The organism is Paenibacillus sp. FSL H8-0332 (genome assembly GCF_037963835.1).
Lineage (GTDB): Bacteria > Bacillota > Bacilli > Paenibacillales > Paenibacillaceae > Paenibacillus_AQ > Paenibacillus_AQ rhizoplanae.
The window spans coordinates 5,292,117-5,307,086 of the sequence record NZ_CP150145.1 but is presented as its reverse complement, the minus strand read 5'-3'; the positions used below and the strand labels follow the sequence as shown (position 1 = coordinate 5,307,086).

General features: G+C 52.9%; 14 protein-coding genes. All 14 read left to right on the top strand.

Annotated elements, in window-relative coordinates:
• Positions 1 to 162: 162 nt before the first annotated feature.
• The gene (gene yqfC / locus NST43_RS22945) at positions 163 to 456 is read left to right on the top strand and encodes a sporulation protein YqfC (RefSeq protein WP_339219593.1); all 294 of its coding nucleotides are present in this window, start codon (positions 163 to 165) and stop codon (positions 454 to 456) included.
• Positions 453 to 1,634 (top strand): sporulation protein YqfD, encoded by a 1,182-nt coding sequence (gene yqfD / locus NST43_RS22940; protein WP_339219591.1) that lies wholly within the window; start codon positions 453 to 455, stop codon positions 1,632 to 1,634. The genes yqfC and yqfD overlap by 4 nt, the downstream gene beginning before the upstream one ends.
• Positions 1,635 to 1,649: 15 nt before the next feature.
• The gene (locus tag NST43_RS22935; RefSeq protein WP_209987861.1) at positions 1,650 to 2,621 is read left to right on the top strand and encodes a PhoH family protein; all 972 of its coding nucleotides are present in this window, start codon (positions 1,650 to 1,652) and stop codon (positions 2,619 to 2,621) included.
• A 17-nt stretch (positions 2,622 to 2,638) separates the two neighbouring features.
• On the top strand, positions 2,639 to 4,918 hold the full coding sequence (locus NST43_RS22930) for an HDIG domain-containing metalloprotein (protein ID WP_209987863.1): 2,280 nt from the start codon (positions 2,639 to 2,641) through the stop codon (positions 4,916 to 4,918).
• Entirely contained in the window at positions 4,890 to 5,390 is a 501-nt protein-coding gene (gene ybeY, locus NST43_RS22925; RefSeq protein WP_209987866.1) for an rRNA maturation RNase YbeY, read from the top strand. Before NST43_RS22930 ends, ybeY begins: the two co-directional genes overlap by 29 nt.
• Complete coding sequence (locus NST43_RS22920; protein WP_339219589.1) at positions 5,390 to 5,785, top strand: diacylglycerol kinase family protein; 396 nt, start codon at positions 5,390 to 5,392, stop codon at positions 5,783 to 5,785. The genes ybeY and NST43_RS22920 overlap by 1 nt, the downstream gene beginning before the upstream one ends.
• Before the next feature lie 388 nt (positions 5,786 to 6,173).
• On the top strand, positions 6,174 to 6,593 hold the full coding sequence (locus NST43_RS22915) for a cytidine deaminase (RefSeq protein ID WP_209987871.1): 420 nt from the start codon (positions 6,174 to 6,176) through the stop codon (positions 6,591 to 6,593).
• Positions 6,594 to 7,100: 507 nt separating this feature from the next.
• Complete coding sequence (era, locus tag NST43_RS22910; protein WP_209987874.1) at positions 7,101 to 7,991, top strand: GTPase Era; 891 nt, start codon at positions 7,101 to 7,103, stop codon at positions 7,989 to 7,991.
• A 111-nt stretch (positions 7,992 to 8,102) separates the two neighbouring features.
• Positions 8,103 to 8,246 (top strand): YqzL family protein, encoded by a 144-nt coding sequence (locus NST43_RS22905; RefSeq protein ID WP_076075837.1) that lies wholly within the window; start codon positions 8,103 to 8,105, stop codon positions 8,244 to 8,246.
• 36 nt (positions 8,247 to 8,282) lie between these two features.
• Positions 8,283 to 9,038 carry a DNA repair protein RecO gene (recO, locus tag NST43_RS22900; RefSeq protein WP_209987877.1) on the top strand — a complete coding sequence of 252 codons (756 nt, stop codon included), beginning with the start codon at positions 8,283 to 8,285 and terminating at the stop codon, positions 9,036 to 9,038.
• 447 nt (positions 9,039 to 9,485) lie between these two features.
• Positions 9,486 to 10,373, top strand: a complete 888-nt coding sequence (gene glyQ / locus NST43_RS22895; protein WP_339219588.1) for a glycine--tRNA ligase subunit alpha — start codon at positions 9,486 to 9,488, stop codon at positions 10,371 to 10,373.
• Positions 10,366 to 12,447: a glycine--tRNA ligase subunit beta gene (gene glyS / locus NST43_RS22890; protein ID WP_339219587.1), complete on the top strand. Its 2,082-nt coding sequence runs from the start codon at positions 10,366 to 10,368 to the stop codon at positions 12,445 to 12,447. Before glyQ ends, glyS begins: the two co-directional genes overlap by 8 nt.
• A gap of 183 nt (positions 12,448 to 12,630) precedes the next feature.
• A complete protein-coding gene (locus NST43_RS22885) occupies positions 12,631 to 13,104 on the top strand; it encodes a YaiI/YqxD family protein (protein WP_339219585.1) in 474 nt (157 codons plus the stop codon).
• A 39-nt stretch (positions 13,105 to 13,143) separates the two neighbouring features.
• A complete protein-coding gene (dnaG, locus tag NST43_RS22880) occupies positions 13,144 to 14,964 on the top strand; it encodes a DNA primase (protein ID WP_339219583.1) in 1,821 nt (606 codons plus the stop codon).
• Positions 14,965 to 14,970 lie beyond the last annotated feature (6 nt).

Genomic DNA, 14,970 nt, shown 5'->3' with positions numbered 1-14,970 from the left:
AATCAACATGTTATGCTGCACATAAGCCTGGATCAATTCCTTAACAGGATGGGATTCAGGCTTTTTTCTGTTTTTGGCCGGACGATACGTGTGAGTTCTTCTCATAAACAGACGCTCCACCGCATAAGGTGTACAGAAGGCAGGAAGGGGGAGCGTCTACTTATGACCCGTATCGGCCGCAGGCTGCGGGGATGGACAAACGGGGTACTGGATCTTCCGCAGGATGTGCTGCAGGAGATGCCCCGGATCACCCTGATCGGCAATAAGGAGCTGTATATTGAGAACCACCGCGGCTTGCTGCATTTCTCTTCGGAGCAGCTGAGGCTGGCATTAACCCAAGGCGTTCTGGAGATTTCCGGCGAGGGGCTGGTCATCCGCAATATTCTGGGCCAGGAGCTTGCCGTCATTGGAACTATCGGTGAAATCAGATATAAGGAAAGTGGGGAGAATCCATGAAAGAGCCGCCTCTGTCATCACTGCGGGGGTTCGTTACACTGCATGTGAGCGGACCGCAGGTGGAGAAATTCATTAATGCTGTAACTGGAGCGGGCATCATCATCTGGGATGTGAGGCCTGCCGGGGACGGCGCTTCTTTGAATCTGCTGCTGGATGACTTTTTCCGGCTTCGCCCGCTCCTCAAAAAGACAGGCTGCCGCATGCATGTTACAGCCAGGAACGGACTTCCGTTCAGCATCGCACGCTTGTGGAGACGGAAGTTTTTTGCCGCAGGAATGCTCATCTTCGGTGTGGGTCTGCTGCTGCTCTCCTCGATGATCTGGAGCGTCAAGGTTGAAGGGAATACGCGCATTCCGACCGAAGACATCCTCGAAGCCGCACGCCAGGAAGGGGTATACCCGTTTCAGTGGATTTGGCGCATGCAGGAGTCGGACGAGCTGTCCCGGGGGCTGACCAGTCTGGTTCCGGGCTTGACATGGGCCGGGTTCCACCGGACCGGGACGAGCATTACCATTCAGGTCGTCGAAGCCGACCGCCCGGAGAATAAACCGCTGCTCAGCCAGCGCCATCTCATCAGCCGCACGGATGCGGTCGTGACCGAAATCTATGCGGAGCAGGGCAGACCGGTGGTCAGCCGGAATTCGTGGGTCAAAAAAGGGGACATCCTCATCTCGGGAGCGCTGGGTGACGAGGAGAATACAGAGTTCGTAGTTGCCAAAGGCGAGGTTAAAGGCCTGGTGTGGCATGAATATAATCTGGAGGTGCCGCTCAAAAGGACGGGCAGCGCTTATACAGGAGAACGCAAGGACCGCACTTATCTCGTTCTCGGCAAGTGGGCGATTCAGCTGTGGGGCTACGGGGACTCCGGGTTTGCGAAATCACGTACGCTTACAGAGCCCGATATGCTGTCGTGGCGCACCTTGCAGCTGCCGCTGGGCCTGATGACCGAGAAGGAGCTGGAGATCAAGGCAACCGCTGAAGCGCTTACTCCGGAGGCTGCCCGGGCGGAAGGATTGACGCGGGCTAAGAGCGATATTTTGGCGCGTTACGGTGCTGATAGCGTCATCAAAAGTCAAAAAATTTTGCATGAGAAGAAAGAGAATGGTAAAGTTTATATGAAAGTGCTGTTTGAGGTGGAAGAGAGAATCGCGGAAGAACTTCCGATAGTAAACAATTGAGGAGAATGAGGCTACTTGTCAGAACAGACTGCAAGCATTCAAATATCTTTGCACAATGCGGGAGAAGCGCAATCCCTGTTCGGCCCGCAGGACAGTTTCCTGAAAATCATCGAGAAAGAAATTCCGGCAGTCATTAACTCGCGCGAGGCCGAAATTACGATTCGCGGTACGGAGCGGGAAGTGGACATGCTGGGCCAGCTCTTCAACGTGCTGTTGTCACTCGTACGCGGGGGTTACCTATTGAGCGAACGCGATGTGCAGTACGCCGTGGAGCTGGCGAAGGATTTTCGGGCCGACCAGCTGCTTGACCTGTTCAAGGGCGAAATTACGACGACTTTCCGCGGCAAGCCGATCCGTGTCAAAACGATTGGCCAGAAGCATTATGTGAGCACCATCAAAAAACGTGATATCGTCTTCGGCATCGGCCCGGCGGGCACAGGCAAGACTTATCTGGCTGTGGTCCTGGCGGTGACGGCGCTGAAGGAAGGCTCGGTTAAGCGGATCGTGCTTACACGCCCGGCTGTTGAGGCTGGAGAGAACCTGGGCTTCCTACCGGGAGATTTGCAAGAGAAGGTAGATCCGTATCTGCGGCCGCTCTACGACGCCTTGTACGACGTTATGGGGCCTGATCAGGTGGCGAAGGCGCTGGAGCGCGGTCTGATCGAGATTGCACCGCTTGCCTATATGCGCGGACGTACGCTGGAGGATGCTTTTATCATCCTTGATGAAGCGCAGAATACCACACCCGAACAAATGAAAATGTTCCTCACCCGTCTGGGCTTCGGCTCCAAGATGGTCATCACGGGCGATGTGACCCAGATCGATTTGCCGCGCGGCAAGAAGTCAGGGCTGATCGAAGCCAAAACGATTCTTTCCGGTATCGAGGAGCTTGGCTTTGTCTACTTCGCTGAGCAGGACGTTGTCCGCCATTCCCTTGTCCAGAAAATTATCGTTGCCTATGACCGCTCTGCCGAAAACCTCCAATAAAAAAGGGGATTGTCTTCATGGCCTCAAAGCAACCATCGAAATTAAGCGGATTTGTATATAGCACCAGCGGATGGAAGTATAGCGCGGTCTCGCGCTATGCTCTTTTCCTGTTACTCGCGGTTGTTTTCTACCTCAGCCTGTCCTCTGATCTGCTGCCCAAAAGGTATGATATCAAAGAGGGAACCCGCAGTGCCAAGGAAATCACAGCCCCCAAGCAAATCCCGGACACCAACGCTAAGCTGAAGGCCCAGGAGACCGCAGCAGAGAATGTGACCAACCGTTATGCAATTATCCCAATGCGGACTGAGAATCTTGTAACCATGCTGCTCGATAGAATAGACCGGTTGAATCAGGATGATACGATCTCACAAAGCGAAAAGACGGAGATCTACCGTGAAGTAATTCCAGAGCGTGCAAATGATTTTATTCTTAATTTTGTGGCCGCCAGCCAAAAGGCCGGGACGTATTCTGAGCATCTGCTAAATGAAATGCAGTCCGTCATCAAGGATCAGGCCTACGTCGTCCCGGAAGAGACCTACATCAAGATCCCGCGCCTGACCTCCCAGGATATCATTGAAATGAAGCCGGTGGCCCGGGATATTGTCATCAAGCTGATGAATGACCAGATTACCGACGCCCAGGCCGCGCGCGCCAAAGTGGCCGAGCAGGTCAGCGTCAGTTCTCTGGGTCAGCGTACCGCCCGTGAGGTGGTGCAGGAGCTGGTGCGTCTGGTCATTACGGCCAACAAATTCTATGACGAGGATGCGACCAAGGAAGCGAAGGTGCAGGCCCGTCAGAATACGCCGGATGTATTCATTGAGCAGGGGGATGTGCTGGTCGCCAAGAATCAGGAGATTACTCCTGAGCTGTATAAGCTGCTGGATGAGAACGGCCTGCTCAGCAAAGAGATTAACTACTGGCCGCAGCTCGGCCTGCTGCTGCTCTCTGCGCTGCTGTCCTTTGGCCTGATGACCTTCATCCGCTATAATGGCGGAGCCTCAGGCTTCAAATACAATAACTCTCAGCTGTTAATGCTGGTGCTGGTCTTTATCATTACCATCGTTATGATGAAGCTGACGGCCTTCCTGCAGACAGATGTGCGGACTTATATAGGCTACCTGGCACCTGTGGCCCTCGGCGCGATGCTGATCTCCATGCTGCTGGACATGACCTTAGCCTATTTCTGTTCCATTCTGTTCAGTGTCCTGGCCAGCATATTGTTGAATGTCCAGCAGAATACTATATTTGATTTCACCTTCGGATTTTTTGCCTTAATCGTGAGTTATGTTGCCATCTTCTCAACGCACCGTGCCGGACAGCGCTCAACACTGCTGAAGGGCGGAATTATGGTGTCCCTGCTCGGCTGCCTGACAGTAGCCATATTGACCATGCTGAGCGGAGGCGTATGGAACGAGACGAATACGTTATATGCCCTGGGCTTCTCTTTCGCCGGGGGGCTGCTTACTGCAGTGCTGGTCATTGGCCTGATGCCGTTCTTCGAGGTAACGTTTGGCATTCTGTCGGCACTGAAGCTCGTAGAGCTGTCTAACCCGAACCACCCGCTGCTGCGTAAGCTGCTCATAGAGACGCCGGGAACCTATCACCATAGCGTGATGGTAGGCAATCTGTCCGAGGCTGCGGCTGAAGCGATTGGTGCGGACGGCCTGCTGTGCCGGGTCGGCTCGTATTATCATGACATCGGCAAGACGAAGCGGCCGTTTTATTTCATTGAGAACCAGAACAATATGGAAAATCCGCATGATTCGATTGAGCCGAAGCTGAGCAAATCGATCATTGTGGCCCACGCCCGGGACGGGGTGGAGATGCAGAAGGAATACAAGCTGCCGAAGCCGATCCGCGATATTGCGGAGCAGCATCATGGCACGACGTTCCTGCATTATTTTTATCATAAGGCATTGAAGCTTGCAGAGGAAAAAGGGGTGGAGCCGGACTTCACGGAGGAGGATTTCCGTTATCCCGGCCCGAAGGCGCAGTCGAAGGAATCTGCAGTCGTCGGGATCGCCGACAGTGTGGAGGCCGCCGTCCGTTCGCTCCGCAAGCCAACCGTGGTGCAGGTGGAGACCATGATTGAGAAAATTATCAAAAGCCGGCTGGATGACCATCAGTTCGATGAATGCGATCTGACCATCAAGGAGCTGGATATTATTTCGCGGACACTGAAAGAGACTGTAATGGGCATTTTCCATTCCCGGATTGAATACCCCGAGGATGTGCGCAAGCCCAAAAAAGAGGAAGGGGCCATCAAAAATGAGTCTGAGCGTCGTTTGGAACAATGAACAGGATGAACATGAAATTAACGGCGATCTGATCGAACTGCTGGAGCGGATTCTGCAGACAGCAGGGGAAGCGGAAGGGATTGACACGGGGGAAGTGGATCTGACCTTCGTCAATAACGAACGCATTCATGAGCTGAATTTGGAGTACCGCGGCATTGACCGCCCGACAGATGTGCTCTCCTTCGCAATGAATGAAGCCGGAGAAGACGAGCTGGAGATTATATATGACTTAGCGGATGAAGACGAAGAGCTGGAAGAAGTGCCGAATGTGCTTGGGGATATCATCATTTCGGTCACCCGTGCACAGGAGCAGGCTGTGGAATACGGTCATTCGCTGGAGCGGGAGCTGGGCTTCCTGTTTGTCCACGGGTTCCTGCATTTGCTGGGCTATGATCATCAGGAGCCGGAGGCTGAGGCCGAAATGATGTCCAAGCAGGAGAAGGTTCTGGCTCAGGTCGGGTTGATACGCTAATGGTCAAGAATACGGCGGTGGGCCACAAAAAATTCTGGCATTCCTTTCGCTTCGCAGCGCACGGCATTGCAGCAGCATTCAAATCGGAGTTGAACATGAAGGTGCACAGCGGCCTTGCTGTTCTGGTGGTGGCCGCCGCCGCTGTGTTCAGGCTTCCTCTGTCAAGCTGGATGCTGCTGCTGCTCGCCATTACGCTGGTGCTGACAGCCGAGCTGCTGAACACGGCGATTGAAGCGACGATTGATCTGGTTTCGCCTGAGATTCACCCGTTGGCCAAGAAGGCCAAAGATACCGCCGCAGGAGCCGTGCTGCTTACGGCGGTGTTTGCCGTGATTGCCGGAATCTATGTTTTTTATCATCCCGTGATGGACTGGATCACAGGTCTTATGTCATAATCAGTTTACAACTTCAGCTGGTGTAAGAGGCGGACCCGCTTTGCGCGCTCCGTCATCTTTAATTATATAAGACTATAAGACGCACTTAAGATTTAAACTTGAAGCTTCATCGTCACTGCGGTGAACATTTGGACTTCCGGCCGCTGTTGTCCCCAGATTTCTTGATTTATTCCGCTGTTCGCGGTTGAAATCCGGTGACAAAGGCGGTCGCTACCGCTCCTACAGTTCCAAATTTCCCCTCCGCTTCTTTTGCTTTTTGTTATTTTCTTTAGTGCTTCTTAAATATAGAACGACAAAACCGGGTTAAGTTTGTTATGTTTACGAAGAGAGTTTTGTACGAAGACTAATCGAAGAAGCGTATGCTTACAAAACTTTTAGGAGGACAACTATGGATTCTGCGCTACTTCTTCAGGAAGCGATCAAGGCAAGAGCCAATGCATATATACCATATTCCCGCTTTGGGGTAGGTGCTGCGCTGCTGGATCAGGACGGCAAGGTCCACCACGGCTGCAACATCGAGAATGCCGCTTACGGTCCCACCAACTGCGGGGAGCGGACGGCCATGTTCCGCGCCATTGCGGACGGGCATAAGCCAGGTACCTTCAAAGCCATCGCAGTCGTAGCCGACACGGACGGCCCCGTATCGCCTTGCGGCGTCTGCCGTCAGGTGATGGTCGAGCTGTGCGGCCCCGATATGCCGGTCATTCTCGGCAACCTGAAGGGCGATATTGTAGAGACTACCGTGCGTGATCTGCTCCCCGGCGCCTTCGGCCCGGCGGATCTCACACAGGGACAGGCCCCAGAGTAAGCGCAGGAGGTTGGTTTGAGGACTGCAACATATTGCTGTTGGGAACTCTACTGTATAACGTACAATAGAATGTGCCAAAATTGGTCCAAAACAAGGTTCTGTTGTATTTCGTGCAATTGAAAATGGAAATTAACCTGTTTATGGCCTGTTTGCCGTAGATCAACTGTATGAAATACAATAGATCTAATAATGCGGCATGAATATACCTATTCTGCTGCACAAAATACAATTAACTGTGTGTGCGCGTGTGCGTGTAGATGCGGGCGCGGGAAGCACATGGATCTGCGCCTTGTATTTAACCAATCAACCGCGCCGCAGTCAAGCGTGTTCCCGCAGGGAACAGAAAGCGATCGTGCTCCACAGTCTCTTACCGCGCCAACCGCAGCGCCCACGCCAGTTCCGGGTGTCCAGAGGGCCGGGGCCTTTGGGGTCCCCCTTGGCGAAGGGGGATTTAGGGGGATCGAACGCTTTTGACCAAGTTGTTAGACAAATAGGAAGGAAGATCATATGAAATTCAAATCAGGGTTTGTCGCCATTATCGGCAGACCAAACGTAGGTAAATCAACACTCATGAACCAGGTAATCGGCCAGAAGATCGCCATTATGTCGGACAAGCCGCAGACCACCCGCAACAAAATTCACGGGGTATATACGGCGAATAACTCACAGATCGTATTCCTGGACACCCCGGGTATTCATAAAAGACAATCCAAGCTGGGCGATTACATGAATCAGACGGCGATGAGCACGCTGCATGAAGTGGAAGCGGTATTGTTCCTCGTGGATGCCTCTGAGGGTATGGGCGGCGGCGACCGCTATATCGCGGAACAGCTGGGCGCGATTAAGACACCGGTAATTCTGGTCATGAACAAGATTGACAAGATCGAGCCTGAAGTGCTGCTGCCAATGATTACGGAATATAACAAGCTGCATTCGTTCGCCGAAATCGTACCAATTTCTGCCAAGCTGGGCAATAACGTCAACACGCTGCTGGAGCAAGTCCAGAAATACCTGCCGGAAGGCCCGCAGTATTACCCGGACGACCAGATTACCGATCACCCTGAGCAGTTCGTCTGCGCGGAGCTGATCCGTGAGAAGATTCTGCATCTGACCCGTGAAGAGGTGCCGCATTCCATCGCAGTGGCGATTGAGGATATGAACGTGGAACCGAATGGGGTTGTGCATATTTCGGCGGTTATTTTTGTCGAGCGCGATTCCCAGAAGGGTATCATTATCGGCAAGCAGGGGGCTCTGCTGAAGGAAGTCGGACGCCGGGCGCGGACGGATATTGAGAACCTGCTGGGCTCGAAGATTTTCCTGGAATTATGGGTGAAGGTGAAAAAAGACTGGCGTAACCAGGACCGCGTACTGCGTGATTTGGGCTTCCACAAAGACTGATCACCTCTCCCGCTGCTTCTTTGTTGGCAGGAATTACACGGATAGATCCTGGGGCATCGCACATCCTAAGTCTGAAGAGACATCGTGTTTCCGAAGAAAGGATGAATACGAATGCGGAATTTTTCGTGGAAGTATTTTGCAATGACTGGAGATCTCGATGCGTATTTGCTGTACAGGGAAGCTGGGGATTCGCCCGAGGGCAGCGGACCGCTGCCGGCGGAGGAAGAGATGGCTATCGATGAAGAAGCGCAATAAGGACTGGTTGCTTGCCGAGTGGTTGGGGGAAGAGGCATGCTATACAGGGTGGAAGGGATCGTCATCCGCAGCATGGACTACGGTGAAGGGAACGCCATTATTACGCTTTGCACCGAGAACGCCGGTAAAGTAGGGGTTCTGGTGCGGGGCGCCAAGAAGGTCAAAAGCCGTCATGCTGCCCTGATCCAGCTGTTCACATCAGGCGAATTCGTGTTCTTCCGCAACAATGGCGGACTGGGAACACTGAATGCCGGAGAGATCACGAAGTCCCATCATCCGCTGCGGGAGGATCTGGTCAAGGCAGCCTATGCATCTTATGCCTGTGAGCTGCTCGACCGAGTACTGCATGATGAAGAGACAGGCAGCTTCTGGTACCGCCAGCTGACCGCCTGCCTGAATGCACTGGAGGAAGACAAAGAGCCCGGTATTATCAATAATGTATTTGAAATGAAAGTGCTGCAAGCCGCCGGTTACGGCCCTCAGCTTGATTCTTGTATTGTCTGCGGCAAGGACAAGCCGGATGAAGAGCTAAGAATTAGTTCCCGCCTGGGGGGAGTGCTCTGCCGCAGCTGCCGGCATAACGATCCTCCGGCCATGGAGATTTCCCCGCGTGCCTTGAAGCTGCTGAGGATCTTCGCGGCACTTGATCTGACCAGGCTGGGGAATGTCGATGTGAAGCCTGAGACCCGTGCGGAGCTGAAGATCGTCATGCGGGGATTCATGGATATGCAGCTCGGGCTCAGACTGAAGTCGCAGAGCTTCCTGGACCAGCTTGATAAATACAATATTTGACGAAACACGAATTATCCGTTACTATAAGTTCAGTTTCTTTTATATGATTGCCGTGTTTGCTCCAGAACTGGAGAGAGTGCGTGGATCGGGGAAGTAGTGGGCGGTATTGTCGCAGCAGCGAGCCGGGGGTAGTGGAAGCCTGGCGGGACGACGTTCATGAACAGGGCACCCGGGAGTACGGAAGCGGCAGCATCAAAAGTGGATTTCGTGATTTTTACGTAATCAAGTAGGGTGGAACCGCGGGAGAACATATTTGAGCTCTCGTCCCTATGTCTGTTCATCAGGCATGGGGGCGGGAGCTTTTTGGCTTGTGGCTGTCCGGGAGACCCTTTTTCCAACACACACCGCAGGTACATAGAAGCTGGTGCCGCCTCCATCGCGCAGCAGCAAGAGCCAGTCATAAGCAAGAGGCAGTACCACACTTGACAAGCGAAGGAGCCGGTAGTTATGAACTTTCAACAGATGATTCTGACCCTGCAGCAATTCTGGGCCGCCCAGAACTGTATTCTCGTCCAGCCGTATGATACGGAAAAAGGGGCGGGTACGATGAACCCTATGACTTTTTTGCGTTCCCTGGGTCCGGAGCCGTGGAAGGTTGCTTATGTAGAGCCTTCACGCCGTCCGTCCGACGGCCGTTACGGGGAGAACCCGAACCGCCTGTATCAGCATCACCAGTTCCAGGTTATCATTAAGCCGTCCCCGGACAATATTCAGGAGCTGTACCTGGACAGCCTGAAGGCACTTGGCGTAGATCCCTTGCTGCATGATGTGCGGTTTGTCGAAGACAACTGGGAGAATCCGTCCCTGGGCTGTGCGGGTCTCGGCTGGGAAGTCTGGCTGGACGGTATGGAAATCACGCAATTTACCTATTTCCAGCAGGTTGGCGGAATTGAAGCAAGTCCGGTAGCGGTGGAGATTACTTACGGGATGGAGCGTTTGGCCTCCTATATTCAGGATAAGGAAAATGTCTTTGACCTGGAATGGGTAGAAGGTATGACGTACGGAGATGTGTTCCATCAGCCGGAGGTTGAGCATTCCACGTATACCTTCGAAGTTTCGGATGTCAAAATGCTATTCACCCTGTTCAACACCTACGAAGAGGAAGCCCGCAGAGCGATGGAGAACCATTTGGTTTTCCCGGCGTATGATTACGTGCTGAAATGCTCGCATACCTTCAACCTGCTGGATGCGCGCGGCGCAATCAGCGTAACGGAACGCACAGGCTTCATTACGAGAGTACGCAATTTGGCCCGCACCGTAGCGGCGACATATCTGGAGGAACGCGAGAAGCTGGGCTTCCCGCTGTTGAAGAAAGAAGGTACTGACCATGTCTAAGGATATTCTGTTCGAGATCGGTCTGGAGGAAATCCCTGCACGCTTTATCCGCGCGGCGATGGAGCAATTGAAGGACAGAACGGCGAAATGGCTGGAGGCCTCACGCATCAGTCATCAGGGCGTTAGTGCCTATGCAACACCGCGCCGCCTTGCTGTACTGGTGAAGGATGCTGCTGAACGGCAGGAGGATGTTAGCGAAGAGGTCAAAGGCCCGTCACGCAAAATCGCACTGGATGCCAGCGGCGAATGGAGCAAGGCTGCACTAGGGTTTGCCCGCAGTCAGGGCGCTTCACCGGAGCAGTTCACGTTCAAGGAACTCGCTGGCGTGGAATATATCTATGTGACCAAGAGTAGCACCGGTATCGAAACAGCTTCATTGCTCTCTGAAGGCCTGTCAGGCATTGTAAGTGCCATGACTTTCCCGAAAAATATGCGCTGGGGTGCTTATGATTTCAAATTTGTCCGTCCGATCCGCTGGATGGTGGCCCTCTTCGGCCAAGAGATCATTGACCTTACGATTACCGGAGTCAAGGCGGGCAATGTGAGCCGCGGCCACCGTTTCCTCGGTGAAGAAGCCGTAATAGAAGAGCCTGCTGCATACGTCGAAGCTATGCGCAGCCAGCATGTGCTGGTGGATGTGAAGGAGCGCGAAGAGCTGATTCTAAGCGGAATCCACAAGCTTGCGGAAGAGAAGGGCTGGAAGATTGCCATCAAAGAGGATCTGCTGGAAGAAGTCCTGTTCCTGGTAGAGACACCGACTGTGCTGTTTGGTACCTTTGATCCGGCCTTTCTGAATATTCCTCAAGAGGTGCTGATCACCTCTATGCGCGAGCATCAGCGTTACTTCCCGGTGTTTGGTGAAGACGGCAAGCTGTTGCCGTTCTTCGTAACGGTACGTAACGGGAATGCGGTATCGCTGGACGTCATCGCCAAGGGGAACGAGAAGGTGCTGCGCGCCCGCTTGTCGGATGCCAAATTCTTTTATGAAGAAGACCAGAAGCTGCAAATTAACGATGCTCTGGCCAAGCTGGAGAATATCGTCTACCATGAAGAGCTGGGCAGTGTAGGTGACAAAGTGCGCCGCATCCGTGCCATCGCTGACCGCTTGGCTGTGAAGCTTGAGCTGTCTTCAGAGGCTGCTGCGGAAGTCAGCCGTACGGCGGATATTTGCAAATTCGATCTGGTGACCCAGATGGTGGGTGAGTTCCCTGAGCTACAGGGCACGATGGGTGAGGATTATGCCCGCAAGGCCGGGGAAGCAGAGCAGGTGTCCAAAGCGGTCTTCGAGCACTATCAGCCGCGCTTCGCCGGAGATGCAGTTCCTTCTACACAGGCAGGTCTTGTAGTCAGCCTTGCTGATAAAATCGATACGATTATCGGCTGCTTCTCCATTGGGATCATTCCAACAGGCTCCCAGGACCCGTATGCCCTGCGCCGTCAGGCGGCAGGTATTGTCCAGATCGTGCTGGAGCATCAGCTGAGCCTCAGTCTGGAGGAGATTTTTGCAGCGGCACTGGAAGTCCATGAAAGTTCCCGTACAGAGAAACATTTCACCCCTGAACTGCGTATAACCCTGTATGAGTTCTTCGGTCTGCGTGTCAAACGCCTGTTAGCCGACAACAATGTCCGCTATGATGTTGTGGATGCAGCGCTTGCGGCAGGATTCGATGATATCGTTGATGTAGTAAGCAGAAGTCTTGCCTTGATGAATGCTGTAACCGATGTGGCTGATTTCAAAATCACCATGGATTCGCTGACCCGTGTCAGCAATCTGGCCGCCAAAGCTCCGGAAGGAGCAGTCATCGACCCAGCCCTGCTTAAGGAAGAAGCGGAACAGAAGCTGTACGCGACTTGGCAGAATATTCATGAGCCTTACCGCACAGCCCTTGCTTCCAGACATGCCGCTGAAGCCCTGCAGATTCTGTCGGGACTTGAAGCAGCCGTTACCGGATTCTTCGATTCGGTTATGGTTATGGCCGAAGATGAAGCCGTCCGCTCGAACCGTCTGGCGCTGCTGGCCGGCATTCATACAGACTCCAGGCTGTTTGCTGATTTTGGCAAGCTGGTGTGGTAATTTAGGCAGCTTTTTAAGTAATGTTTGCGGTTTTATGGTATAGATCGAGGGTTTAGGGTATAAATATACGGAACGGTGCCAATGCGTAGTTGACATTCGTTCCGTATTTATGCTTTACGAAAGAAGGATTTTTGACGGTATGGAGCGTAATATATATTACACAGGAATTTGGTGAGGCTAAGCTTGGGAACTTCCCCGCTAAGGAAGATTGTTGTGGACGGGGATGCCTGTCCGGTTAAGCAGGAGATTATTACCGTGGCACGCAGCTTCGGGCTTCCGGTGCTGATGGTCTCTTCCTATGATCATGTGCTGCGGGCGGAAGAAGGCGTTACGGTGGTTCAGGTGGACCGCGGGGCAGACAGTGCCGACCTCTATATCGCCAATCATATTTCTGCGGGAGATGTCGTAATTACGCAGGATTATGGACTGGCGGCGCTGGCGCTGGGCAAACGCTGCCGGGCACTTTCGAACCGGGGCCAGGAATATGAGAATTCTACCATGGATTTTATGCTGGAGAGCAGGCATGCCAAGGCGGTAGAACGCAGACGGGGCCATTATTCCAAGGGTCCCAAAGCGATTACTGCAGAGGAAAAAAATCTTTTTCAACATAAACTGACAAAACTTTTAACAATTTTGCAGGAGAATGTCCAGCTATAGCGAATTATATTTAACTGTTAAGAGATGAAGGTGGTTGAAGTGGCTAGCGGACATGGTCCTATTCCCGAAGAGGTTATCGAGAACGTGCTGGCGCGGCATGATATTGTCGATACAGTCAGTAAGGTTGTCCATCTGTCCAAGCAGGGTAAATATTTATGGGGCCTCTGCCCGTTCCATTCGGAGAAGTCACCTTCCTTCACTGTCACCCCTGACCGGGGAGTCTTTCATTGCTTTGGCTGCGGTATGGGCGGAAATGCCATCAAATTCAGGATGGAAATCGAAGGATTATCCTTCCCCGAAGCAGTCAGAATCATGGCGGAAGAGAGTGATATCCCTGTTCCTGAGGGAAGAGGCGGGGCGCTGGCTGCCCCCGATCCAGAGCGGGACCGGCTGATTCAGGCGTATGATTTATCCGCGAAGTATTATCATTATCTGCTGAAGAACACGGAATACGGCACTGCCGCTATGGAGTATTTAAGAAACCGTGGTTTCAGCGATAAAATGATTGACCAGTTCCAGATTGGCTATGCGCCGGACCGCTGGGATACACTGCTGCAGTTTCTCGAAAAACGGGGCTTTGATCTCGCCGAGATGGAGAAGGGCGGACTCCTGTCTGTCCGGGGGGAAGGCAAAGGATATCTGGACCGCTTCCGCGGCCGGGTCATTTTTCCGATTGCTAACCGCATGGGCAAGACCATTGCTTTTGCCGGGAGAATATTTGGTGAAGGGCAGCCGAAATATCTGAATTCCCCGGAGAGCCGGTTATTCAACAAGAGCCGGATTCTGTACAATCTGCACCAGTCCAAAGCATCCATCCGCAAAACGCGGCAAATCGTCCTGTTCGAGGGATACGGTGATGTCATTTCGGCTTGGGATGCAGGTGTGCATAACGGGGTAGCGACCATGGGCACATCGCTCACGGAGGGCCATGTGGCGCTGATGAAAAGCCTGGGAGATGAGATTGTTCTCTCCTATGATGGAGATAAGGCGGGACAAGCTGCGGCCCTTAAGGCCATTCCTATCCTGGAAGCCAGCGGTCTGCGGGTCAGGGTAGCCCTGCTTCCCAGCGGCCTGGACCCGGATGAATTCATCACCCGGCATGGCGGGGACAGATTCAGGGAACAAGTGATTGACTCTGCTGTGTCATCCATCAAATTTAAGCTTATATATCTGAAAAAAAACCATATACTCCTAGAGGAAGACGGCAAAATTGCCTATGTCAAGGAGGCTCTGGAGATTATCGCCGGGCTCCCTTCTTCAACGGAGCGGGAGGTGTACCTGCGGGAAATCGCCTCCGAGCTTGAGCTATCTTACGACAGTCTGAAGCAGGATTGCAATTTACTTCGGGCCTCGATGCAAAAAAACAACCCCGAAGGGGATAATAACGATAACAGGTGGAATAATGGTAGGCATAAAAAAGGGCAAGTGCAGACACCTACATTGCTGCCTGCTTACCATGTTGCGGAACGGCGTCTGTTATCATTAATGATTCAAGACCCGGAAGCGGCGACCTATGTGGGTGAACGGCTCGGGGAAGAGTTCAATATTGATGATCATGCGGCAATAGCCGCTTATCTATATGCTTACTATGCGCAAGGCAAACCACCCGGCATCAGCCGGTTTCTATCATCGCTTCAGGATGACCGTCTGGAGAAGACCGCAACGGCGATCTCCATGATGGACACCCCTCCGGACTGGAGTACGCAGGTTCTGGACGATTGTATTCGTGAAGTGCGGAAGTATCCTCTGCAGCGCAAAATTGAACCCAAGCGTGAAGAGATGATTCAGGCGGAGAAATCCGGTGACTTTTTGCGTGCAGCACAAATAGCAAGTGAAATTTTAGCCCTAGAGAGACAATGAAATGTT